The organism is Rhodoferax koreense (assembly GCF_001955695.1).
GTDB classification, from domain to species: Bacteria; Pseudomonadota; Gammaproteobacteria; order Burkholderiales; family Burkholderiaceae_C; genus Rhodoferax_B; species Rhodoferax_B koreensis.
This window is the reverse complement of record NZ_CP019236.1, coordinates 1566924-1591767: the sequence shown is the minus strand read 5'-3', so window position 1 is coordinate 1591767 and position 24844 is coordinate 1566924. Positions and strand designations below refer to the sequence as shown.

At 66.3% G+C, this 24844-nt stretch carries 16 protein-coding genes; 4 read left to right on the top strand and 12 right to left on the bottom strand.

The genetic code is table 11. The features are described 5' to 3' along the window. Window positions 1-435 precede the first annotated feature (435 nt). Complete coding sequence (locus tag RD110_RS07440) at window positions 436-3585, bottom strand: DUF11 domain-containing protein (RefSeq protein WP_162277348.1); 3150 nt, start codon at window positions 3583-3585, stop codon at window positions 436-438. Between the two features lie 387 nt (window positions 3586-3972). Here RD110_RS07440 and RD110_RS07435 point away from each other — a divergent pair, with 387 nt between their 5' ends. Beyond that, the gene (locus RD110_RS07435; RefSeq protein ID WP_076198141.1) at window positions 3973-5265 is read left to right on the top strand and encodes a lytic murein transglycosylase; all 1293 of its coding nucleotides are present in this window, start codon (window positions 3973-3975) and stop codon (window positions 5263-5265) included. A 43-nt stretch (window positions 5266-5308) separates the two neighbouring features. Here the strand turns inward: RD110_RS07435 and RD110_RS07430 are convergent, their stop codons facing one another. The 7 genes from RD110_RS07430 to RD110_RS07395 all read right to left on the bottom strand — a co-directional run bounded on the left by RD110_RS07430 (window position 5309) and on the right by RD110_RS07395 (window position 17359). Further along, window positions 5309-8461, bottom strand: coding sequence for a DUF11 domain-containing protein (locus RD110_RS07430; RefSeq protein ID WP_162277347.1), 3153 nt, complete (start codon window positions 8459-8461; stop codon window positions 5309-5311). Between the two features lie 326 nt (window positions 8462-8787). After that, the gene (locus tag RD110_RS07425; protein ID WP_076198137.1) at window positions 8788-9084 is read right to left on the bottom strand and encodes a DUF7507 domain-containing protein; all 297 of its coding nucleotides are present in this window, start codon (window positions 9082-9084) and stop codon (window positions 8788-8790) included. Continuing rightward, a complete protein-coding gene (locus tag RD110_RS07420; RefSeq protein WP_157900071.1) occupies window positions 9033-12041 on the bottom strand; it encodes a DUF11 domain-containing protein in 3009 nt (1002 codons plus the stop codon). Before RD110_RS07420 ends, RD110_RS07425 begins: the two co-directional genes overlap by 52 nt. 513 nt (window positions 12042-12554) lie before the next feature. Then, complete coding sequence (locus RD110_RS28810) at window positions 12555-14120, bottom strand: methyl-accepting chemotaxis protein (protein ID WP_083686136.1); 1566 nt, start codon at window positions 14118-14120, stop codon at window positions 12555-12557. A 152-nt stretch (window positions 14121-14272) separates the two neighbouring features. Then, window positions 14273-14551 carry a DUF1289 domain-containing protein gene (locus RD110_RS07405; RefSeq protein ID WP_076198133.1) on the bottom strand — a complete coding sequence of 93 codons (279 nt, stop codon included), beginning with the start codon at window positions 14549-14551 and terminating at the stop codon, window positions 14273-14275. 15 nt (window positions 14552-14566) lie between these two features. Continuing rightward, the gene (locus tag RD110_RS07400) at window positions 14567-16501 is read right to left on the bottom strand and encodes a potassium transporter Kup (RefSeq protein ID WP_204250037.1); all 1935 of its coding nucleotides are present in this window, start codon (window positions 16499-16501) and stop codon (window positions 14567-14569) included. A 105-nt stretch (window positions 16502-16606) separates the two neighbouring features. Continuing rightward, window positions 16607-17359 (bottom strand): IclR family transcriptional regulator, encoded by a 753-nt coding sequence (locus tag RD110_RS07395; RefSeq protein WP_076204575.1) that lies wholly within the window; start codon window positions 17357-17359, stop codon window positions 16607-16609. Between the two features lie 114 nt (window positions 17360-17473). Between RD110_RS07395 and RD110_RS07390 the strand changes: the two genes are divergently transcribed. Continuing rightward, complete coding sequence (locus tag RD110_RS07390) at window positions 17474-18658, top strand: fumarylacetoacetate hydrolase family protein (protein ID WP_076198131.1); 1185 nt, start codon at window positions 17474-17476, stop codon at window positions 18656-18658. Window positions 18659-18721: 63 nt separating this feature from the next. Here the strand turns inward: RD110_RS07390 and RD110_RS07385 are convergent, their stop codons facing one another. Beyond that, window positions 18722-19300, bottom strand: a complete 579-nt coding sequence (locus RD110_RS07385; RefSeq protein ID WP_076198129.1) for a glycine zipper 2TM domain-containing protein — start codon at window positions 19298-19300, stop codon at window positions 18722-18724. 476 nt (window positions 19301-19776) lie between these two features. Here RD110_RS07385 and RD110_RS07380 point away from each other — a divergent pair, with 476 nt between their 5' ends. After that, the gene (locus RD110_RS07380; protein WP_239467195.1) at window positions 19777-20700 is read left to right on the top strand and encodes a S1C family serine protease; all 924 of its coding nucleotides are present in this window, start codon (window positions 19777-19779) and stop codon (window positions 20698-20700) included. 6 nt (window positions 20701-20706) lie between these two features. Here the strand turns inward: RD110_RS07380 and RD110_RS07375 are convergent, their stop codons facing one another. Continuing rightward, window positions 20707-21636, bottom strand: a complete 930-nt coding sequence (locus RD110_RS07375) for an SDR family oxidoreductase (RefSeq protein ID WP_076198127.1) — start codon at window positions 21634-21636, stop codon at window positions 20707-20709. A gap of 44 nt (window positions 21637-21680) precedes the next feature. Between RD110_RS07375 and RD110_RS07370 the strand changes: the two genes are divergently transcribed. After that, on the top strand, window positions 21681-22784 hold the full coding sequence (locus RD110_RS07370; RefSeq protein WP_239467194.1) for a CDP-6-deoxy-delta-3,4-glucoseen reductase: 1104 nt from the start codon (window positions 21681-21683) through the stop codon (window positions 22782-22784). A gap of 27 nt (window positions 22785-22811) precedes the next feature. Here RD110_RS07370 and RD110_RS07365 read toward each other — a convergent pair whose 3' ends face one another. Beyond that, entirely contained in the window at window positions 22812-24089 is a 1278-nt protein-coding gene (locus tag RD110_RS07365) for a carbohydrate porin (RefSeq protein WP_083686135.1), read from the bottom strand. Between the two features lie 87 nt (window positions 24090-24176). After that, entirely contained in the window at window positions 24177-24830 is a 654-nt protein-coding gene (gene pgmB / locus RD110_RS07360; RefSeq protein WP_076198125.1) for a beta-phosphoglucomutase, read from the bottom strand. Between the last annotated feature and the right edge of the window lie 14 nt (window positions 24831-24844).

Sequence of the window (24844 nt, the reverse complement as noted above, 5' to 3'; positions counted from 1 at the left end):
GTCCAACCAACTAGCGCTGTGCTGGAATGTAGTTGACCAGTTGCGTCTGAGACAGCCGTCTGCATCCGGCGTGCGAATGGCGGAAATCAGCCTGGCGGGGTCCATCGCAAATCACTGCGCGCCATCGAGTTAGGACCACCAACCACCCCTCCAAAGAAGCGCATCCGCGGTACAGTACAGGTACACAGATCAGTTTTCACCGATTTCGCAAAACTTCGCTAACCTACTGATCTGAAATTACTTTTTACTTCTTCAACCTTCGCTCAGCTTCGCACCGCTTACCCAGACAGAGCACCTTACACAGCGACTCAAAATCCCCCACCGAAAGGTGTGCCGGTTCGATTCCGGCCCCGGGCACCACGGCACCTCATGCAAACCCCTTGATTCGCACGGATCAAGGGGTTTTTCATTGGGCGATTCGGCCTTTCCGCGCCATCACGGCAGCACCGTGCACCGCACGGTGACGGTCACTGAGCCGCCGTTCGGGAAAGCCGGCAGGGTGATGCCGCTGCCGGTCAGGCTGGCCACCGGCACCGTGGCAGACGGGCAGCTGGCGCCGGCGGTGGCTGTGCAGGTCGCCGTGGCCGAGGGAATCTGGCAGTTCAGACCCACCGGAGTGTCGGTGAGCTTCGCGCCGTGGGCCGCGGCCGGGCCGTTGTTGGTCGCCACGATGGTGTAGGTCACCACCTGGCCGACCTGCACCGCCCCGGGCGGGCTGGCGGTCTTGACCACCTGCAGGTCGGCCAGGATCGCCGTGTTCGTCAGCGTGCAGGTGAGGTCGTCACCGGCCACCGGCGTGACGGAGAAGCTGGTGCCCGTGCCGCTGGGCGTCTGCCCGCCGACGAGGGCGTTGGTGCAGGCGTAGCTGCTGCTGTAGTTGGCCAGGTTGGTGGCGCCCGCACCGCCCTCCGACAGGGTGTAGCTGTTGCCGATCGTGATACCGCTGTGCGTGAGCACGCCCGTGGCGGTGCTGCCGCTGCCGGTGGTGGTCAGCCCCGCCATGCCGGTCATGTTCAGCGTGAACTGGTCGGCCGCGGCGGCCCGGCCACTGGGCAGGGCCTTTTGCAGCCGCAGCAGCGGGATGCGGCTGTTGGTGAAGGTGCAGGTGATGTTGGCCCCCGAGGCCGTGGCGGCAGCATCGAGCGTGACGGTGCGCGCGGCCAGGTCGGTCGTGGCCGTGCCGCCGCCGCCCAGGCCGGTGCAGTTGATGGCGCTGAGGACGTAGCCGGCCGGCGGGCTAGCTTCGGTCAGTGTCGTGGCGATGCCTGCCGTCGTCAGCACCTGCGACGTGCCGCTCACCGCCGTGCCGGCCACCGTGGTCGTGAGCGTCTGGGGCGCCACGCCGTTGCTGCCGCTGAGGCTGAAGGCGCCGACACCGCCCAGGCTCAGTTTGCTGAGGGTGACGCGTGCCGCGGCCTGGTCGGTGTCGGTGGCGGTGTTGTTGGCCGGGTTGGGATCGTTGACGTTGCTCGGCGGCGTGACCGTCACCGTATTGGTCAGTGCCCCGGTGAAGCCGGTGGGCACGGTCATGGTGACCGTGTAGGTCGCCACGGCGCCCGACGGCAGGTTCAGCCCGGTGTCGTTGAGCGCCCCGCTGCCGCTGGCCGCGCCGCAGACAGACCCGCCAGAGGTGGCCGCGCAGGTCCAGCTCACCGTGCCGGCGCTGATGCCGGCCGGCACCGGGTCGCTCACCGTCACGTTCTGCGCCCCGAACGGCCCGCCGTTGCGGACCACGATGGCGTAGCTGCGGGTCTCGCCGGGCACGTAGGTGTCGTTGGCCAGGTCGCTCGGGCCTTGCGCCGGGGTGTTGGTCTTGGTCACCGACAGATCGGCGGGGAATTGGATGGCGGCGCTGGCGCAGTTGGCGCCGTCGGCGTTGCCCGCAGCTGGTGCACTGCTCATCAGCGTGGCGGCTCCGGTGGCCGGGTCGATGGCGTAGATGGGCCCGCCGCCGCTGGCCAGCAGCGCGTTGCTGAAGCCCCACATCGCAATCGCCGAACCGAGCGGCGAGGTCGAGCCATTGTCGACAACGACGCCAGAGCCTGGATTGACACTGACCAGCCTGCCGCCACTGAGGCCGTACAACAGCCCGTTGTACCAGGCCAGGTCCGACACCAGGATGGACTGGCTCATGCTGATGCTGGTGGCCGTGCGCGCGGCGATGTTGACGCGGTACAGCGTCGCGCCGCCGGATCCGGAGGTCAGGTAATAGTCGCCCGCGGGCGAAATCACGCCGTTGCTGTAGTTGCCCACGGGCAGTCCGGCGATGACACCCAGGTTGACACTGCTGCCGTCCGAGCCCACCCGGATCAATTCGTTGCCGCTAGAGCCGTCCCACTCGATGCCGTAAATGTAGTTGTCCAGCGGGTTGTAGCCGATGCCGTTGCGCGCCAGGCCCGTGCCGAGGCTGGTGTAGGTGAACGGTGAACTCAAATAGCCCACGTTGTACAACGTGGACACATTCGGACTGCTCGCCGTACTGACCTGGTCCAGGAACATCCGCGCATTGCAGCTCCCGAATCCGGGTTGCGGCACCACCGTCAAAGATGCGCTGGGCGCCAGGACGAGATTGCCGATCGTGCTGCTCATGTTGGCGGCGGTATTCGAATAAGTTCCGCTGGAAACCGCCGTCACCGAGACCGACACTGTGCAACTCGCGTTCGCAGCCACCGTGAGGCCGCTTACCTGCACGCCGGTATCGCCTGCATTGAGCGTACCGCCAGAAGTGTTCGCCACCGTGGCGCCGCTGCAGGTGCTGCTGCTGATCCCGTTGGCGAGGCTCAGGCCGGCGGGAAAAATATCCGTGAAGTCGAGGGGCCCCAGCGGCATCGCCGTCGCCGCGTTGGTGCCGTTGGTCGCGTTGGTGTTATCGATCGTGAAGGTCAATGCGGTGGTCTGGCCCGACTGGATCGACGCCGCAGCGAATGCCTTGGTCAAACGCGCCGTCTGGAAAGACACCGACCAGGTCCAACCATCTCCGGAGTTGTAAGCGATGAGCTGGCGGTTCGCCGCGGACCAGCTCTGAACCGGCCCCCCATTCATGCGGAAACTGCCGCACGCGCCGCTAGGGTTGCCTCCGCCGTTCCCCATGCAGCCGCCGTTGTCCGCAGGCTGTGGCGTGTCGTTGAAGCGCGTGGTGGTCCCATTCAGCGCTGCCACCTCCATGGCGTCGTTCTTGGCCAGTTGGGTGTACGTGACCGCCCCGCCCGAGATGGTGGTGGCGCTCACGTCGTATACGGTGCCGTCCAGATTCTGGAGGTGGAGGACCGGGCCGATGATCGGCTTGTTGAAGCTGAAGCTGTGTGGCACCGTACGCAGGACCCCCGCGGCACCGTTGCCGATGCATTGGCTGACGGAAACGCTGCCCGCCGGTGGATCGGGTTCGATGAATGTGGCAACGTTGGTGCCACCCAAGGTCCCACCAGGCGCGGCGTGTTGGCTTGAGCCGCAAAAAGCAGGGTTGTTGATGGCGGCGCCCTGGGTATAGGTCGCCGTGACCCCGTTGCCGAACCCCAGCGACATCGCCTGCCCGTTACTGGCTGTCGTGCCGGTCGCCGTTGTCATCCATTGGTCGGCTTGTGCCATGAAGGGAAGGCAGGCGCCGGCAGCGAGCATGCAGAGCCCGGCCCAGGCGCTTTGCCACAGGCATCGTTTTACGGCCAACACGACTGCTTTCACCAGCATGGCAACGCCTCGCGGCAGGCGTGGCGAAGTCCTGCGAACTGATCTCCGTTGTTCGGTGAAAAATGTTGCATGCAACGGAAACCGTTATGCGGCAAATAAATAGAAAAGTAGATGAGCGTTTTTTTATTTTTGATTGTCTACAAAATTCCGTTTTTCTATCTTGGTTTAATCATTTGCTTACATAATTAGGTACTAAGAAACTAATTTTTTCCTTGCATAGCGAGCATCCTTGCCCGTGGCTGGTCGGCACCCGGGTTGGCCCTTCGCTCCAACAGCGAAAATCGGCGCATGAAACACCGCATCCATTCATCGCTTGGTCAGGTCCGGCTGCTCTACCTTGCCGGTGCTGCATGGCTGGCCGGCTGTGCCACGGCACCGCCCCACCCGGCAAGCCCGCCTGTACCACCGTCGTCTGCCGCGCCCGTCCCAAGCCAGCTCGCCCCAGCCGGCGACGCCGTGCGGGCCCAGGGCTTCGCCCGCTGGATCGAGGACTTCCGGGTCACGGCGCGCGCCGCGGGCATCAGCGACACCATCCTGCGCGAGGCGTTCGATGGTGTGCAGGAACTGCCGCGTGTGGTGGCCGCCGACCGTGCGCAGCCCGAATTCACGCGCACGGTGTGGGACTATCTCGACACCGCCGTGTCGCCGCAACGCGTCGCCCGCGGACAGGACAAATGGCTGCAGGTGCGGGCCGAGGCCGATGCGGCGGCGGCGCGTTACGGCGTGCCGGCCAACATCCTGATCGCCATCTGGGGCATGGAGAGCAACTACGGCAGCAACTATGGCGACATCCCGACCATCGACGCCCTGGCCACGCTGGGCTTCGAGGGCCGGCGTGAGGAATGGGCACGCGGCCAGTTGCTCGCGGCCCTGCAGATCCTGCAGAACGGCGACATCGACCGTGGCCACATGATCGGCTCATGGGCGGGCGCCATGGGCCAGACGCAGTTCCTGCCGTCCAACTTCCTGGCCTATGCGGTGGACGCCGACGGCGACGGCCGGCGCGACATCTGGGGCAGCATGGCCGACGTGCTGGCCTCTACCGCCAACTTTCTGGCCCGCTCCGGCTGGCAGGCCGACCAACCCTGGGGCACGGAAGTCCAGTTGCCGCCCGGCTTCGACGTGGCCCGGGCCGATGCCACTGTGCGTCAACCGGCCGCGCTATGGACGGCCGAGGGTTTGCGCAGCGCCGATGGCAGCGCACTGCCACCGTTGACCGATGCGGAAGTCCTCCTGCCCGCAGGCGCGCGTGGCCCGGCGTTCCTGGTCGGCCCGAGTTTCCGCTCCATCCTGCGCTACAACAACTCGGTGAGCTACGCACTCGCCGTCAGCCTGCTGTCGCAACGCCTGGCGGGTGGCGCAGAAGTGCAGGCGGCCTGGCCGCGTGATCTGCAGGCACCGACACGCAGCCAGGTGCTCGCACTGCAGACGGCACTGAACAAGCGTGGTTTTGCGAGCGGCACGCCCGACGGCATGATGGGCCCGGCCACGCGCGGCGCGATCCGCGCCTACCAGCGCAGCATCGGCGTGCCAGCGGATGGTTACCCGGATCCCGAACTGCTGCGCCGGCTGCGGGAATGAGCCGGGCCAGCTCTCGTTGACATGCGGGGATGACCGCCCTGGTTCAAGGCAACACCGTGCACTGCATCGTCAGCATTACCGAGCCGCCGTTCGGGAAGGCCGGCAGGGTGATGCCGCTGCCGGTCAGGCTGGCCACCGGCACCGTGGCAGACGGGCAACTGGCGCCGGCGGTGGCTGTGCAGGTCGCCGTGGCCGAGGGAATCTGGCAGTTCAGACCCACCGGGGTGTCGGTGAGCTTCGCGCCGTGGGCCGCGGCCGGGCCGTTGTTGGTCGCCACGATGGTGTAGGTCACCACCTGGCCGACCTGCACCGCCCCGGGCGGGCTGGCGGTCTTGACCACCTGCAGGTCGGCCAGGATCGCCGTGTTCGTCAGCGTGCAGGTGAGGTCGTCACCGGCCACCGGCGTGACGGAGAAGCTGGTGCCCGTGCCGCCGGGCGTCTGCCCGCCGACGAGGGCGTTGGTGCAGGCGTAGCTGCTGCTGTAGTTGGCCAGGTTGGTGGCGCCCGCACCGCCCTCCGACAGGGTGTAGCTGTTGCCGATCGTGATACCGCTGTGCGTGAGCACGCCCGTGGCGGTGCTGCCGCTGCCGGTGGTGGTCAGCCCCGCCATGCCGGTCATGTTCAGCGTGAACTGGTCGGCCGCGGCGGCCCGGCCACTGGGCAGGGCCTTTTGCAGCCGCAGCAGCGGGATGCGGCTGTTGGTGAAGGTGCAGGTGATGTTGGCCCCCGAGGCCGTGGCGGCAGCATCGAGCGTGACGCTGCGCGCGGCCAGGTCGGGCGTGGCCGTGCCGCCGCCGCCCAGGCCGGTGCAGTTGATGGCGCTGAGGACGTAGCCGGCCGGCGGGCTAGCTTCGGTCAGTGTCGTGGCGATGCCTGCCGTCGTCAGCACCTGCGACGTGCCGCTCACCGCCGTGCCGGCCACCGTGGTCGTGAGCGTCTGGGGCGCCACGCCGTTGCTGCCGCTGAGGCTGAAGGCGCCGACACCGCCCAGGCTCAGTTTGCTGAGGGTGACGCGTGCCGCGGCCTGGTCGGTGTCGGTGGCGGTGTTGTTGGCCGGGTTGGGATCGTTGACGTTGCTCGGCGGCGTGACCGTCACCGTATTGGTCAGTGCCCCGGTGAAGCCGGTGGGCACGGTCATGGTGACCGTGTAGGTCGCCACGGCGCCCGACGGCAGGTTCAGCCCGGTGTCGTTGAGCGCCCCGCTGCCGCTGGCCGCGCCGCAGACAGACCCGCCAGAGGTGGCCGCGCAGGTCCAGCTCACCGTGCCGGCGCTGATGCCGGCCGGCACCGGGTCGCTCACCGTCACGTTCTGCGCCCCGAACGGCCCGCCGTTGCGGACCACGATGCTGTAGCTGCGGGTCTCGCCAGGCACGTAGGTGTCGTTGGCCAGGTCGCTCGGGCCTTGCGCCGGGGTGTTGGTCTTGGTCACCGACAGATCGGCCGGAGCAGGACACCCATAGATCGCAGGACCGGTAAAGAAGAAATCATCCGCGGCCGAGCCCGCCGTGTAGGTCATCTGCACACTGGTGATCGTTGTGACCGAAGACGGCAGCGTGACCCAGATATCTTCGTTCGACACCCGATTGGTCTCCAGGGTGGTCGTTCCGTCAAACAGGCTCGCACCGTTCAGCGCCACCAGCGTCCCGTAACCGGCAAAGCCCGCTTGCGTTGTCATCGTCGCGTAATTGGTTCCGTTCACGCGCAGTGTCATGGTCGCCGCGTTCGATGGCAAAGGGTAGCCCGGGCTCCATTTCCAATTCATGTCGACGACAAAGCGGCCACCGTTCCCGGTACCCAGCCTGTAGTCGCCGGAAGTCGCCGTCAGCGTGGCGGTTCGCGTTTCGGTGGTGCTGTCGGTAAAGAAGTTGCTTTGAAAGGGGGCCGTTGCCAACAAGTTGACAGGCGTTCCGACCGTGCAGGTGGCGGGTGCGGGCGGCGAGGCGGTCACGCCAGTGGTGGCACTGGCGCAATGCGCGGCATTGCTGCACGACGGGCCTGCTGTGGGCGCTGTGCCGCCGTTGAAGGCGTCGCCGCCGCCTCCAACGGAAGCGTAGTTGACAACCGAGGAAGGCGATTCCGATGTGACCACGACGGGAATGATCAGCACCGCGGTGCCGCCGGCAGCAAGGGCTGTCGCCGAAGTACATGCGATCAGCATGCCGGTATTGGGAACGATGGTGGTCGCACTCTGCGCCGCCTCGTCCGAGTAGCTGCAGGTCCATCCGGTCGCGGCGGCGAATCCACTGGCCGGACGGATGCCGATGCCCGATGGCAACTGGTCGCGCACCGTGATGGTCCCGCTCGTAGACACCGCTCCCGTGTTGCCAACGGTCAGTGTGTAGGCGGCGCCGGGCTGTCCTACCGTCCACGGCCCGTTGCTTGCCTTGGTGATCGACAACGAAGGCGGCAGCAGATTGTTCACGAGCGTGCAGGTGACATCATCGCCCGCCGCAGGCGTGAGGGAGAAGCTCGTGCCCGCTCCACTGGGCATGCTGGTTCCCGTACCACTGGAGGCATTGGTACATGCGTAGCTCGTGTCGTAGCTGTTGAGCGTCGTGCTGCCCGATGCGACTTCGGACAATGTATAGACAGTGCCTGCCGTGAACGGCGCGAGCGTTGCGGTGCCGTTGCCCACAGTCGTCCCCGTGCCGGTCGTGGTGGTACTGGCCTGCGTGCTCCCTGCGTCCGCGATGGACAGCGTGAACTGGTTCGTCGCCGATACGCGGCCTCCGCCGATGACCTTCTGGATACGCAACGAAGCCTTGCACTGGTTGATCTGGATGTTGCGAAAGCGGATGTCATCGTCTGCCCCGCCGCCGTTGTAATTGGAGCGATAGAGATACTGCACGCTGGTGACCCGCGTGACGGAAAGCGGCAGACGAATGGTGAACGGACGGTAGGTGCGCCCACTCGAGAAGGCATCACCGACAAAGGGTTGCTGCGTGGCGGTTTCCGCATTGCCATCGACGGAAATCGACGATCCGTTGTCTGGCTGGAATACCCCGTTCGGACTGTTCAGGCCGGCTGAACTGTCCGATGTGGACAGCATCGCGTACCTGACCCCGTTGATGAGGATTTCCAACGTCGCCATGCCCGAGTTGGCACCATTGGAGTTGTTCCATTGAAGCTCACCCGCCACGCCGATCGCCCCGTTCGGCTGGGTGCCCAGGCGCGTGGTCGTTTGAGACCCATTCAACGTCGGGGTGTGGGTCTGGCCGGCCGTGTCGTCAGCGACAAAGCCTGAGTCGGCCGGCGAAGCAATCACAGGCAGCGAATTCGCAACCGAGCACTGATTGGTCGATTGCGCGTTCGCATCGCCCAAGCCGAAAACGCTGGCCAATACCAGGAAGCACCCAAGCGCAAGTTTTTTGGCGAGGGATTGGGAAGACCTCATCATGGGAAGCTAGACGATGAAATTTATAAAAATGTAACTTCTACAACAATATCATCAAAAAGAAAATTTCATTCATCTGCGCTTGTTTACTCGAGCGATGGGGATGGCCCGCTTACATTGCTTCCGGCTCAAGGCAACACCGTGCACTGCATGGCCAGCGTGACTGAGCCGCCATTCGGGAAAGCCGGCAGGGTGATCCCGCTGCCGGTCAGGCTGGCCACCGGCACCGTGGCAGACGGGCAGCTGGCGCCGGCGGTGGCTGTGCAGGTCGCCGTGGCCGAGGGAATCTGGCAGTTCAGACCCACCGGGGTGTCGGTGAGCTTCGCGCCGTGGGCCGCGGCCGGGCCGTTGTTGGTCGCCACGATGGTGTAGGTCACCACCTGGCCGACCTGCACCGCCCCGGGCGGGCTGGCGGTCTTGACCACCTGCAGTCGGCCAGGATCGCCGTGTTCGTCAGCGTGCAGGTGAGGTCGTCACCGGCCACCGGCGTGACGGAGAAGCTGGTGCCCGTGCCGCTGGGCGTCTGCCCGCCGACGAGGGCGTTGGTGCAGGCGTAGCTGCTGCTGTAGTTGGCCAGGTTGGTGGCGCCCGCGCCGCTCTCCGACAGGGTGTAGCTGTTGCCGATCGTGATACCGCTGTGCGTGAGCACGCCCGTGGCGGTGCTGCCGCTGCCGGTGGTGGTCAGCCCCGCCATGCCGGTCATGTTCAGCGTGAACTGGTCGGCCGCGGCGGCCCGGCCACTGGGCAGGGCCTTTTGCAGCCGCAGCAGCGGGATGCGGCTGTTGGTGAAGGTGCAGGTGATGTTGGCCCCCGAGGCCGTGGCGGCAGCATCGAGCGTGACGGTGCGCGCGGCCAGGTCGGGCGTGGCCGTGCCGCCGCCGCCCAGGCCGGTGCAGTTGATGGCGCTGAGGACGTAGCCGGCCGGCGGGCTAGCTTCGGTCAGGGTCGTGGCGATGCCTGCCGTCGTCAGCACCTGCGACGTGCCGCTCACCGCCGTGCCGGCCACCGTGGTCGTGAGCGTCTGGGGCGCCACGCCGTTGCTGCCGCTGAGGCTGAAGGCGCCGACACCGCCCAGGCTCAGTTTGCTGAGGGTGACGCGTGCCGCGGCCTGGTCGGTGTCGGTGGCGGTGTTGTTGGCCGGGTTGGGATCGTTGACGTTGCTCGGCGGCGTGACCGTCACCGTATTGGTCAGTGCCCCGGTGAAGCCGGTGGGCACGGTCATGGTGACCGTGTAGGTCGCCACGGCGCCCGACGGCAGGTTCAGCCCGGTGTCGTTGAGCGCCCCGCTGCCGCTGGCCGCGCCGCAGACAGACCCGCCAGAGGTGGCCGCGCAGGTCCAGCTCACCGTGCCGGCGCTGATGCCGGCCGGCACCGGGTCGCTCACCGTCACGTTCTGCGCCCCGAACGGCCCGCCGTTGCGGACCACGATGGCGTAGCTGCGGGTCTCGCCGGGCACGTAGGTGTCGTTGGCCAGGTCGCTCGGGCCTTGCGCCGGGGTGTTGGTCTTGGTCACCGACAGATCGGCGGGGAATTGGATGGCGGCGCTGGCGCAGTTGGCGCCGTCGGCGTTGCCCGCAGCTGGTGCACTGCTCATCAGCGTGGCGGCTCCGGTGGCCGGGTCGATGGCGTAGATGGGCCCGCCGCCGCTGGCCAGCAGCGCGTTGCTGAAGCCCCACATCGCAATCGCCGAACCGAGCGGCGAGGTCGAGCCATTGTCGACAACGACGCCAGAGCCTGGATTGACACTGACCAGCCTGCCGCCACTGAGGCCGTACAACAGCCCGTTGTACCAGGCCAGGTCCGACACCAGGATGGACTGGCTCATGCTGATGCTGGTGGCCGTGCGCGCGGCGATGTTGACGCGGTACAGCGTCGCGCCGCCGGATCCGGAGGTCAGGTAATAGTCGCCCGCGGGCGAAATCACGCCGTTGCTGTAGTTGCCCACGGGCAGTCCGGCGATGACACCCAGGTTGACACTGCTGCCGTCCGAGCCCACCCGGATCAATTCGTTGCCGCTAGAGCCGTCCCACTCGATGCCGTAAATGTAGTTGTCCAGCGGGTTGTAGCCGATGCCGTTGCGCGCCAGGCCCGTGCCGAGGCTGGTGTAGGTGAACGGTGAACTCAAATAGCCCACGTTGTACAACGTGGACACATTCGGACTGCTCGCCGTACTGACCTGGTCCAGGAACATCCGCGCATTGCAGCTCCCGAATCCGGGTTGCACCCGGGAATTGGTAAACGTGCAGGTCAATTGCGCCCCCGCTACCACCTCGGACCCCGGAATGGTCAGCAGACCGCTTGACAGGTTACTGGTGACAGGGACATTGGCATTGCTTGCATTGACGCAAGTGGCCGAACTCAGAGCCCAGCCGGTGGGAATGGTTTCGGTGATGCTGGTGGGGGTGTTGAATTGCGACAGGAATACGCCGGTGGCGGCTTGCGGATTGGTCGTCGCCGTACTCAGCGTCAAGGATGCCGGCAAGCCGTTGGTGCCCCCGGTAAAACTGAAACTGCCGGTGCCATCGATGCTTTGTTTGCGCACGATCACGCAGGCTGGCACCGTCGCGTTGAATGCGGTGTTGGCGGCATCCAGTATGGTCGTGGCGTTATAGGTGGTGCTATAGGACGCAATGCGCGGCGTACCGGTATCAAACGCCTGAGTCGAGATGGCTGTCGAATGGGCAGCGTCGTAATCGTTCCCGGTGCCGCCCCTGCTGGCGAAGGCACCCAGCTCCCCCCGGTTCACGGCGGACGTGGCCGTCGCATCGATACCCACGCCGACAATGACGGCGTTGCGCACATTTTTGAAACGATTGCTGTAGTAATAGAAACCAAGGCCGGTTTCGGTGGATGGCATTTCCCGGATTGATGTGCCATCGAGGCGGCCGAAGTTCGGGTCCGCATCGGTCATGTGGATCAACATCAGTTGCTGGGTGGGAGCGGACGGCCCCAGCGTGGGCTGGTTGTAGCTGTCGTTGCCTCCCGTCGTGCCGCCGCTATACAGCGCGCCTTCCAGAACCTTCAAGGCATGCTGGGCATAGTCGTCGTTGACATTGACGGTGAAGTTGCCACCGCCGCAATTGTCGCGATTGATCGCACCGGCAAAGTTGGTGCCGAATGAACGGCAGACCTTGTTGGCGGGACTGTTGTTGCCTGCATAGGCAAAATCAGCGGGATTGGTGGACCACCCACCCGGAATGGCGGAGCCGGTGGCAAGGTCGATGCGGCAACCATCGCGGCTGGCGCGGCGACCCGCCTCGCAGCCCCAATTGACCACTGCCAGGCGATAACCCGGGCGGCTCAGCACGCTTGCGGCGATGCCGGCGATAGCTTGCTGCGCCTCGTCGAACTCGGCATTGGTAATGGAGCTGGAGTTGTCCACAAACAGCAATACGTCCTTCCCAGGCGGCGTAGGGCAAGACTGCGCTAGCACCTGCGCGCTCAAGGCCAGCAAGACGCTGCTCAATACACAGACGAAACGAAAACGCCTGACTGACTTTTCAAAACGGCCGTTCTTCAAGGCTTCGAACGTGGTCTTCATGCGTAGGAATCCCTCATCACGTGCTTATCCGCCTGGGTGCCCCTCGGCGTGTCCTGGTATGTCCGGACACGGCTCACCAGGCCAGCCTTGCGCCCCATCAGTACGCAACCGAAAAAACAAGTAAATGTAACCTTTACAACAATAATAGCAGCGTAACCAAGGAGCGTCGGGATGCGCGATTGTGTTCAAACGCCGGCATTGACGGATTGCGTACCGATGTAGGCAACCGGGGCGCCTTAACCGGCCCGCGCCAAGATCACCTCTGCGAGGCGTTCGATTCGCCGCCGGCGGTGTCCATCGAAGCGAGGTGTTTCTTCCGGGGCCCGAACCGGAAGCGGCCGCACGATCGCCTGGCTAAGCCAATGCCAGCGCCGATCCGGTCCTGAAGACCGATACTGCGCGCACGAGTTGCTCGGCCTGATCGTTCAGGCTTTGGGCTGCGGCTGCCGACTGCTCCACCAGCGCGGCGTTCTGCTGCGTGGCCTGGTCCATCTGGGTCACGGCCTCGCCGACCTGGCTCACGCCCTGGCTCTGCTCGGTGCTGGCCGCGCTGATCTCGCCCATGATGTCGGTTACCCGGCGAATGGCGGTCACCACCTCCTGCATCGTCACGCCGGCCTGGTCGACCAACGTCGTGCCCTGGTCCACGCGTTCGACGCTGGCCGAGATCAGGTTCTTGATTTCCTTGGCGGCGTCCGCGCTGCGCTGGGCCAGGCTGCGCACTTCGCTGGCCACCACGGCGAAGCCCCGGCCCTGTTCGCCCGCGCGGGCCGCTTCCACCGCGGCATTGAGCGCCAGGATGTTGGTCTGGAACGCGATGCCGTCGATCACGCTGATGATGTCGGCGATCTTCTTCGAGCTGTCGTTGATGCCCTTCATGGTCTCCACCACCTGGCCGACCACGTCGCCGCCGCGCACGGCCACGGTGGAAGCGCTCTGCGCGAGCTGGTTCGCCTGACGCGCGTTGTCGGCGTTCTGCTTCACGGTGGAGCTGAGCTCTTCCATCGAGGCGGCCGTCTGCTGCAGCGCACTGGCCTGCTGCTCGGTGCGTGCGGAGAGGTCGTTGTTGCCGTGCGAAATCTCGGCCGAGGCCGTGGCCACGCCTTCAGCATTGCGGCGCACCTGAAGCACCGTCTGGCTGAGGCTGGTCTGCATGTTCTTCAGCGAAGCCATCACACTGCGTTCGTCGCCCGGTGCGAGACGGATCGGCATGCTCAGGTCGCCTTGCGCCACGCCCCGCGCGATGTCCACGGCGGCTGACGGCTCACCGCCGAACTGCCGAAGCAGTCCACGCGTCATCATCGTGCCGAAGGCCAGCAGCGCCACGCCCACGGCCAGCGTCAGTCCCGCCAGGGTGAATTTGGCCCGCTGGCTCGACGCGCGCGAGACCGCGTGGGCTTCCTGCACGGCCTTCTGGTTGTAGCCGATCAGGGCGCCCAGCGCGTCGCCCAGGGTCTTGAAACTCTGCCCTGAATCGACTCGGGCGCGGCGGCGCAATTCATCCTGCGCGGAGTAATCGGCGGCCTTGGCCCCGGCCAAGGTCTCGGCCGCGCTGGCCCGATAGCTGGCGAAACGCTGCGCCACGGTCTGGAACAGTTGGCGCTCCACGTCGTTGTCGACGCCCTTTTCGTAGCTGGCCATCTGCTCGGCGAAGCGCTTGTCGTGGCGATTCAGCGTGGCCTCGTCGGCGTCCACCTCGCGGGAATTCTGAGCGACCGCCAGGCTGAGCTCGGTCTGCCGGATGTTATTGGCTGCGTCGTTGATGCCGGACACCACGACCAGGCTGGGCACCGCGTCCTCGGCCAGGAAGGCCTCCGTCTCCGAAGCGGTGGTGAGTGCCATGAAGCCGAGCAAGGCCATGAGAATGCTCGACGCCAGCCCCGCCAGCGATAGCATCAACAGTTTGGTTCTGAGCGTCATGTGGCGACCGGACATCTGTGTTTTTTTCTGTAAATGAGAAGCCCGCGACCATACGGGAATCATCGACCGATGACCGGAGGGTTTTCCCTCGGTGGATGCGTCGAAGCTGGGACCCTGTCCGACTTCGCACGAATCGAACGGCAAAAATTGCGTCAGCCAGCCGTCATGCGCAGCCGGATGGCCTGCCAGACGGCACGTTTGGCCGCGGGTGACGCCCGGCTCCAGCCCGAGATTTCATCGAGCGTGCGAAAGCAGCCTTCGCACAGGCCCGCATGCGCATCGATGCGGCATACCGAAATGCAGGGCGAGGGTACGTCGTCGCCCGCCAAGGCCACGGTGTCGGCGCGGGCGGCCACGCGCCGCACGGCATCCTCGCGCGCGAGGCGCCGGGCCTCGGCCTCGAGCGACGGTGTGGACGGAATGTCTGCCATCAGTGAATCGGCGAATCAGCGCCGCCCGAGGGTGCGCTGGCCCATCTCGACGAGCCGGTTTTCCGGCAACTCGAAATAGTCGGATGCGCGGCCCGCATTGCGCTGCAGCCAGCCGAACAGCGCGCTGCGCAGCGCCGTCATGTGCAGCATGTGCCGCCCGCTGAGCGAAGCGCGCGAGACGAAATAGGAAGTACTCATCGAGGCGCAGTCCAGCCCCTTCTGGTACGCCAGGATGCGGATGAACTCGGGGACGTTGGGCCTTTCCATGAAGCCGTGGCGCGCGGTGACGAGCCAGATGCCGTGGCCCAGCGTGTGGCCCTCGATGCGTTGCCGCGCATCGATGCGCGGCACGTCGCAGGCCAATACGCGCAACACGATCACGATGTCGTGCAGCACCTGGTTGTGCTTGAGGTTGTGCAGCAGCGCATGCGGCACGGCGTGTTCGTCCGAGTTCAGGAACACCGCCGTGCCGCGCACGCGGTGCGGCATGTGACCTTCGAGCGAAGCGACAAAGGCCTCGATCGGCAGGCTTTCTGCGGCGGCGGCCTCCAGGCCGAGCCGACGCCCCTTGGCCCAGGTGGTGAACAGCAGCATGACCACGGCCGCCACCGCCAGCGTAAGCCAGCCGCCGTCGAGGATCTTCAGGCTGTTGGCCAGCACGAAGGTGAGGTCGATGAAGGCGAAGGCCAGCACGCCCAGGCCGACGGCCAGCCTGTTCCAGCGCCACAGACGGTAGGCGACGACGCCGGCCAGCAGGGTGGTGGTGACCATCGTGATCGACACCGCGATGCCGTAGGCGGCCGACAAGGCGCCCGAGCTGCGGAAACCGATCACCAGCAGCAACACGCCGACCATCAGCGTCCAGTTGACCATGGGCACGTAGATCTGGCCGATGGCCTCGCCCGAAGTCTGCACCACGCGCATGCGCGGGAGGTAGCCCATGCGCATGGCCTGTGCCGTCAGGGAAAACGCGCCGGAAATCACCGCTTGCGACGCGATCACCGTGGCCATGGCCGCCAGCAGCACCATCGGCAACACGGCCCAGCCCGGGTACATGCGGAAGAACGGGTTGTCGATGGCCGCCGGATCGACCAGCACCAGTGCGCCCTGGCCGAAGTAGTTGAGCACCAGGCTCGGCAGCGCGATGAACAGCCAGGCCAGGCGGATCGGCGCCGCGCCGAAATGCCCCATGTCGGCGTACAACGCCTCACCACCCGTGAAGGCAAGGAACACGGCACCCAGCACCGCCAGCGCCTGGGCACGGTGTGTGATCAGGAAGCCCACGGCGTGACGCGGATCGAGCGCGGCGAGTATCTGCGGCTGCTGCGAAACATGCCACAGCCCGCCCAGCGCCAGCACCCCGAACCACAGCAGCATCACCGGGCCGAAGATCCGGCCCACCACACCCGTGCCCTTGCGCTGCACGGCGAACAAGCCGACGAGGATGAACATCGTGACCGGGATCACATAGGTCTGCAGTTGCGGCGCCAGCACCTCCAGGCCCTCCACGGCCGACAGCACCGAGATCGCCGGCGTGATGAGGCTGTCGCCGTAGAACATGGCCGCGCCGAGCAGGCCGAGTCCACCGATGGCGCGCCATAGCCAATGGCCCGCGCTGCCTGGCGCGCGCTCGCCGAGCGCCTTGCGCGCCAGCGCCTGCAGCGCCAGGATGCCGCCTTCGCCGTCGTGGTCGGCGCGCAGCACGAACACCACGTATTTGAGCGTGACGACAAATACCAGCCCCCAGAAGATGAGCGACAGCAGGCCGAGCACGGCGGCCTGCGTGAGCACAACCCCATGATCGGGATTCAGGGTTTCCTTGAAGGCATACAGTGGCGAGGTGCCGATGTCGCCGAAAACCACGCCGAGCGCGGCGATCAGCAGGGCTGGGCCGTGCCGCGCGTGGCTGGCAGGCGCCGCGTCGACGGCTGCCTCCTGTTTGATGCTCATTCTCTCGCCTCGAACTGATGATCGTTGGATGGTCTGGGCATTGCGCGCACCCGTGCGCATGCGCTGCGACTCTACCTTATGCACGAAGCGGCAGATCCGCCGCTGCTAACGTGACATCCGCACGCCGACCTGTTTGGCGAGCTGCGCGATGCCGCCGGCCAGCAGTTTCTCGCGCCGGCGGTCCATGCGGTCGATCGGCACCGACGTGCTGACCGCCACGCGCCGCCCCATGGCCGTCTTGCCCACATAGGCCGCGAAGCAATGCAGCCCGGCCGACACCTCCTCCACGTCGAGCGCCACGCCCGCGTTGCGCACCTGCGCGAGCGCCTTGAGCAACTGCGGCACGCGGGTGATGCTGCGCTCGGTCAGCGCCACCAGCGTCGGCGGCAGCATGGCGAGCACGTCGGCATCGTCCATGCTGGCCATGATGGCCTTGCCCAGCGCGCTGCAGTGCGCGGGCAGGCGCGTGCCGAGGTCGGACACCAGCCGCACCGGCCGGTTCGCATCCTCGCGTGCCACGTAGACGACTTCGGCGCCGTCGAGGATGGCCATCTGCACCGCCTCGTTGTGCCTGGCCACGAAGGCGCTGGCCGCGGTGCGGAACGCCTCCTGCAGGCCGTCATGGCGCAGGTAGGCACTGCCGTGCTCGAACAGCCGCACGCCGATGACGTAGCCGTCGCCGCTGCGCTCGATCCAATTTCGGCGCTCGAGCGATTCGAGCAGGAGGTAGAGCGTGCTCCTGGCCAGGCCCGTGGCTTCCAGCAACTCGGCGGCACGCACCGGGGCGCGCACCTCGGCCAGACGCTGCAGCACCATGTCGGCCCTGCGCAGCGCGGGGACTTCGTAAGCTTCCGTCATGGGTTCGAGATTGTCCAACAGGTTGGAACATAAATCAATATGATGGACTCGCTCCAATGGCGCAGTTAAGCTGACGCTCCTTTTTCCAAGCCACCTCCAAGAGACAAGTTTCACATGACACCCATCGACATCGCCACCAGCCTGCCTCAGGACCTCGCACGCGCCACGTTGATCGGCCGCGTCTGGCGCAATGGTCCTGTCGGCGGGCCCAGCGTGGTCGCCGTACGCAATGGCGAAGCCTTCGACATCACGGCCAGCGTGCCAACCACGGCCGACCTGCTCGACCGCGGCGACGCACTCGCCTTCGCCCGCAGCGCCAAGGGCGAATCTCTCGGACCGGTGCAGGCCTTGCTGGAAGCCAGCCTCCAGACGACCAAGACTGACATCACCCTGCTCGCACCCAACGACGTGCAGGCCATCAAGGCCTGTGGCGTGACCTTTGCCGTGAGCCTGCTCGAGCGCGTACTGGAAGAACAAACCCATGGCGATGCCGAGAAGGCCAGCGAATTCCGCGAACGCTTGCAGTCCCAGCTCGGCGTGAACCTGGCGCAGATCAAGCCCGGCTCCAAGGCGGCGCTGACGCTCAAGGCCGAGATGGTGGCACGTGGCGCGTGGTCGCAGTACATGGAGGTCGGCCTCGGCGTGGACGCGGAAGTGTTCTCCAAGTCTCAGCCGATGTCGGCCGTGGGCTTCGGCGCCGAGGTGGGGTTGTCGCCGTCTTCGGAGTGGAACAACCCCGAGCCGGAAATCGTGCTGGCCGTGAACGCGCGTGGCGAAACGGTGGGCGCATCCCTCGGCAACGACGTCAACCTGCGCGACATCGAGGGCCGCAGCGCGCTGCTGCTCGGCAAGGCCAAGGACAACAACGGCTCCTGCGCCATCGGCCCCTTCATCCGCCTGTTCGACGAGCACTTCACGATCGACAGCGTGCGCCAGGCCGAGGTGTCGCTGCTGATCGAAGGTGCCGCGGACGGTTTCGTGCTCGAGGGCGTGAGCAACATGCGCGAGATCAGCCGCGATCCGCTGGACCTGGTGGCCCAGACCTGCGGCAAGCACCACCAGTACCCCGACGGCTTCATGCTGTTCCTCGGCACCATGTTCTCGCCGATCCAGGACCGCGGCGCCAAAGGCTCGGGTTTCACCCACAAGCTCGGCGATCGAGTGAGCATCCACACGCCGCAGCTGGGCCGGCTGGTCAACACCGTCCAGCTCTCCACCGAGATCGCGCCGTGGACCTTCGGCACGCGCGCGCTGTACGCCAACCTGCTGCAGCGCGGGCTGCTGGGTTCGGCGCAGTGACAACACCCGCCGGGCCTTGCTGCCGGGCGGGCGCTTTAGGCGTCGGGCGCCGTCAGGTCATCGTTACGAGCGGATGATCTGCCCGTTCTCGATGCGCACGCGGTCGCCCACGCGCAGGTCGATGCCGCCGCCGATGTCATAGGCCCGGTAACTGCCGTTGTCGAGCTGGATCGACACTCGGTAGACCTCGCGCACGTTGGGTGCGGCGCTGTTCTTCTCGATGCTGTTGCCGGCCACCGCGCCGCCGACGGCACCGACCGCGGTCGCGGCGTCACGGCCGAACCCCCCGCCGATCTGGTGGCCGATGATCGCACCTGCCACGCCGCCGATGATGGCGCCCGCGCCGCTACCGCTGCGCGGCCTTTCCTCGGTCCGCACCAGCTGGATCTGCGTGACCCGGCCGAATTCGGCCATCTGGACCTGCTGAGCGGGCACGGCGTAACCCTGTTGCGTGGATTGCACCGGGTAGGCGGCCTGGTTCGGATAAGCCTGGTTCGGATAACCGTTGTCGGAATAGGCCGGCGGCGCGGCGCAGCCGACAAGGCCAGCGGCGAGCACCGCCGCAGCGGCGAGCGAGGCGCCGGTGCGGACGGCCCGCACCTTGGCGGGCGAGAAGAACAGGGAACGGGACAGGTGCTGCATGGCAGTCTCCTTGGAAGTTGGTCTCGGCGAGGTCCGCTGCTTCCCGCATGTTGGACATCGCATGCCGGTATTCGAGCACGATGGCGTGCAGTCCGCACTCAGGCAAGCCCGCCTCGTGACGTGGGCGGTGCGCGGTGATTCGGTGTAGGACAAGACCTCATTGCCAGCAATGCGCTCACCACCTGGACCGGCCTCCGGCAGGCTTAGCAAAATATTTGCAGCAAGCCCCTCGGACAAGGCCGTCGCCGCTTGCATGGACCCCGAATTAGGTGCAAGCTTTCCTCGACGCCCGCCGCTTTCCGGCGGGGCATTTCGCCATCATCGCCAGGTGGCCGCGAGGGGAGCAGATCATGCATGCAGCCAAGCTTTGGGCCAGACGGCTCGGAACTCTTCGGCTTGGGATTTTTTGTATCGCGGCTCTCGCAGGGGCACTGCACGCGCAGGCCGCCAGCGTGGCGCCGCCACCGCCCCAGGCCATGATCGACGCCATGAGCCGCGCCAACGCCGCGGTCGTGGGCCTGCAGGTCACGGTGGCCGAAGGTGCGCGCTCGGCCGAATCACTAGGCAACCGGCGCCAGGGCTCCGGCGTGGTGATCGGCAGCGACGGCCTGATCCTGACCATCGGCTACCTGCTGCTCGAGGCGGAAAGCATCCAGATCGTCACGCAGGACAACAAGGTCTTGCCGGCCCAGGCGGTGGGTTACGACCAAGCCACGGGTTTCGGCCTGGTCAAGCCTCTGCTGCCGTTGCGCGGCATCGCGCCGGTGCCGCTGGGCGACCTGAGCGACACCCGGCCCGGCACGGTGCTGATGGCCGCCACCGGCGGCGAAGACGGCGACGTGAACATGACGCAGTTGGTGAGCCTTCGGCCGTTTTCGGGCTACTGGGAATACTTCATCGAATCCGCGCTGTTCACCAGCCCGCCGATCGAGAACCATTCGGGCGCGCCGCTGTTCAACCAGCGCGGCGAGCTCATCGGCGTTGGCAGCCTGCTGGTGCTCGACGCCATGGGGGACAAGCGGCGCTTTCCCGGCAACATGTTCGTGCCCGTCACCCTGCTCAAGCCGATCCTGGCCGAGTTGCAGCAAACCGGCAGCACCAAGCTCAGCCGGCGGCCCTGGCTGGGCCTGACCTCCACCGAGCAGGGTGGCCGCGTCCAGGTGCTGCAGGTCAACAAGGAAGGACCGGCCGAGAGCGCCGGCCTGCAGCCCGGCGACCTCGTCCTCGCGGTGGACGGCGCCAAGGTCGATTCGCTGGAATCGTTCTATAAGAAGCTGTGGTCGCATCCCGAGCCCGATGCCGATGTGCAGCTCACCGTGCTGCAAGGCGCGGACATCAAGACGATCAAGCTCAAGGGCGCGGACCGCATGTCGACCATGCGCAAACCGGCCGGCATTTGAGCGTGGTCAACCTGACCGCAAACCACTTTCCACCGACGGATACCACAGCCGCAGCCCGAGTTCGTGCTTAAGCCGGTCATTGTCCAGCCGGCGCGATTCGCCCATAAAGCTCAACAGCATCAGCGGCAACTGTCCCTGGGCCGTGCTGCGCGGCACGCGCTTTGGTCGCGGCATGCCGTAGAGGTCGGCGGCGAGGTCGAAATAGTCGCCCATCAGCAACTGACTGTCGTCGCAGACGTTGTAGATGCGCTGCGGCCGGCCGCGCCACAGGGCCGCCACGCAAGCGCGTGCGAGATCGTTCGCATGGATGTGGTTGGTGTAGACATCGTCGCGCGCCTCCAGCACCGGTGTTCCCTTCTGCAGGCGCGCCAGTGGCGTGCCGCCTTCGCGGTCGGGAGCGTAGATGCCGGGAATGCGCAGGATGCTGGCGCGCACCGTGCCGGCGTGGCGCGCCATGCGGCCCGCAAACCGCACGGCAGCCTCGGCGTCGACGCGCCGCTTGGCCCGTTCGGTGTGCGCGGCCAGCGTCCGCGTTTCCGCCGCCACCTCGCCGCGGCAGTCGCCGTAGACGCCGGTGGTGGAGCCGTAGACCAGCGCAGCCGGCGCGCTGCGGTGCTGCAGTGCGCGCAGCAACGCCTTGGTGCGCGGATCGCCCCGTCCCTCCCCGGGCGGCGGCGCCAGATGCAGCACCCGCGTGGCGAGGCCGGCCAGGCGGCGCAGGGTGGCCGGCTGATCGAGATTGCCCCGCAGAGGGGTGATGCCGTGGGCACGCAGCAGCGGCAGGCGGTCCGCGCTGGAGGTCAGCGCCAGCAGCCGCACCTGGCGCGGCAGGGCCTGGGCCACGCGCAGGCCGACGTCGCCGCAGCCCACGATCAACAGGCGTTCACGGCGGAAGCGCGCTGGCAGCGCACCGAGAGGGGATTGGTTTGAAGGCAAAATCGGGGATTGTGAACAGAGAGTCCTCTGAGGATAACGAAAAGATGAGCAGCCCCAATGAGGCCTCCAGCGCGGCCATGGCCCAGGCCGAATTCAGCGTCAGCGTGCTGCCCAGCGGCCGCAGCTTCACCACCCATGCGGGCGAATCCATTCTCGCCGCCGGCATCCGCCAGGGCGTGGGCCTGCCCTATGGCTGCAAGGACGGCGCCTGCGGCAGCTGCAAGTGCAGGAAGCTGGCCGGCAGCGTGGTGCACGGCCCGCACCAGAGCAAGGCGCTGAGCCCCGAGGAGGACGCGGCCGGGCTGGTGCTGACGTGCTGCGCGATCCCGCTGTCCGACGTGGTGCTCGAATCGCGCCAGGTCACCGACGAAAGCGCATTTCCGATCAAGAAGATGCCTTCCCGGGTGAGCAGCCTGGAAAGGGTCTCGGCCGACGTGATGGTGGTCCGCCTGCAATTGCCGGCGAACGACAACCTGCGTTACCACGCCGGGCAATACGTGGAATTCATCCTGCGCGACGGCGCGCGGCGCAGCTACAGCATGGCCAATGCGCCGACGGCCCGGCCGGAGCCGGTGGAAGGTGTGGCAACTGCGAATCCCGGCATCGAATTGCACATCCGCCACATGCCGGGCGGCAAGTTCACCGACCACGTGTTCGGCGCCATGAAAGAGAAGGAAATCCTGCGCATCGAAGGCCCTTACGGCAGCTTCTTCCTGCGCGACGACTCCGACAAACCCATCGTGCTGCTGGCCTCGGGCACGGGTTTCGCACCGATCAAGGCCGTGCTCGAACACATGCTGGCCAAAGGCATCACGCGGCCGGCCACGCTCTACTGGGGCGGCCGCCGCCCGGGCGACCTGTACATGGACGGCTGGGTGAAGGCGCGCCTCGCCGAAATGCCGAACCTGCGCTACGTGCCGGTGGTCTCCAATGCCCTGCCCGAAGACCACTGGACGGGCCGCACCGGCTTCGTGCACCAGGCGGTGCTGGACGACCTGCCCGACCTCTCCGGCCACCAGGTCTATGCCTGTGGCGCACCGATCGTGGTCGAATCGGCGCGCGACGCCTATACCCGGCTGGCCGGCCTGGACCCCGAGGAGTTCTTCGCCGACGCCTTCACCACCGAAGCCGACAAGCACTCCGGCTGATCGGCCCGCATCCGGCGAATCACCGGGTCACTGCCACCAGACCTCCATCTGCACGCCGAAGCTGGTGGCGCTCTTGCGACCATTGGTACCGAACGAGCTGCTGTTGGCCGTGGCGGCCGCATCGTTCCAGTTGGCGCGGGTCAGGTAGACGCGGAATTCCGGCCGGGTCCAGAAGTCGGTGTTGGGTGAAAACGCCACCGCGGCTGTGCTCTTGTAGAGGCGTTGCTTATCCTGGCCGTCGATGGCGCGCGATGTCAGCCCGACTTCGCCCAGCAGCTTGACCTGCCTGGCGACGCCGTAACTGACACGCCCACCGACACTGAGATCCTTGGTCTTGACACCGTCGGACGGGCCGCTGTCAGGGGTCCTGGTCTGGTAGCCAACCAGGGCCTGCCCGCCGAATTTGCCGACCTGCCAGTTGATGGCCTCGATGATGCGCGCCTGTTTGGCACCGGCCTGGGCCACACCGTTGACATCGTCCAGGTTGTAGAATTTGCCGTTGAGTGCCGCATGGCCGTTCGAGGCCTGCAGGAACAGGGAATTGGTCAACCCCTTCACCAAAAAGTCCTTCTGGTTGTGCAGCAGACCGAGCGCCCCGCCCTTCTTGCCCAGGGCGTAGCTTCCGCCGATGACCCCGCCCGTGAGGCTCAGCAGGCCGCCCGGGTTGACCGGCAGATCGACCAGCTGGAAGTTCATCCGCTTGCCATTGTTCGAGCTGGTGTTGTGGTTGTCGCTGTTGCCGTCGCTGTAGACGGAGAGATTGAGCTTGCCGCCGCCCACGGCAATGCCGTCGACACCCGCGCCGTAGTTGTCGCCATCTTCCATGACCCAGTTGTCCAGGATGTGGACATCCTGGATGCGGTGGAAGCGTTGGCCCGCCCAGAAGCTCAGGTTGGGCGCGAATTCGAGGCCCGAGATGTCCGAATACACCTGCGCCGTGCCGCTGGTGCCGTTGTAGACCTTGGGCATGTAGTACACGCCCCACTTGAGGCCTTCGCCGAGATCGAATTTCCTGCCGAGTCCGAATTCGATGTAGTTGTCGCCTTCATTGCCCAGGCGGTAGTGCTGCAGATCGCCGCCGAGCTGGTAGCCGGCCTTGGGCTGGCTGCCGGCCGCGCCATAGAAGCCGCCGCGCGCATAACCCCAAAGGTCCAGGCCGGTGGCCGTGCTGATCTTCTTGGCCACGGCGTCGGCCCCGGTCGGCTCCTCGGTGGGGTCGGCCGCGCGGGCCTGGCCCCCGAGCAGCAGGGAAACGGTGAAGGCGGCGGCGCCGAGGGTACTGAGCTTGAGTTTTTGTCGTTTCACGGAAACATCTCCATTTTTTGTGTTTGCGGTTGCTATCGCTGCGAAAAAACGCCACCGCCCGCTAGCCGGTGGCGCTGGGAACTCGGATCACCTCAGGTAGTCCGTGGGGTGGAAATGGGTCAGGTCGGGGATCACGCGGTCGGCCTCGAACAACACCGAACGGCTGCCGACACCGACCGCGAACATGCCGGCCGAGCGGATGGCCTGCACGCCGGCGACCGCGTCCTCCACACCGACGCAGCGCCCGGGCGCCACGCCCAGGGCCTGCGCCGCGCGGAGGAAGATCTCGGGATCGGGTTTGCCGTGGCGCACCTGGTTGGCGTCCACCACGTGGTCGAACAAGCCGGTGATCTGCAGCCGGTCCAGCACGGCCAGCGCGTTCTTGCTGGCCGAAGCCAGCGCCAGGCCCAAGCCGGACGCGCGCACGGCCTTCAAGGCCTCGACCGCACCGGGCAACAGGTCGGCCGAGGTGATGCGGGCCAGCAGCCGGACATAGGCCGCGTTCTTGCGGTCGGCCAGCCGCATCTTCTGCTCGTTGCTGTATTGCCCCGCCCTGGCGCCCAGGATCAGTTCGAGCGACTCCATGCGCGACACGCCCTTGAGGCGCTCGCCCATCGCATTGTTGAACGGCAGGCCCAGGGCGAGGGCCAACTCGTGCCAGGCCGCCAGGTGCAGCGCGGCCGTGTCGGTGATGACGCCATCCAGGTCGAAGATGAACGCGTGTCGGAATTCGGTGGCCATGGGGATCTTTCGGA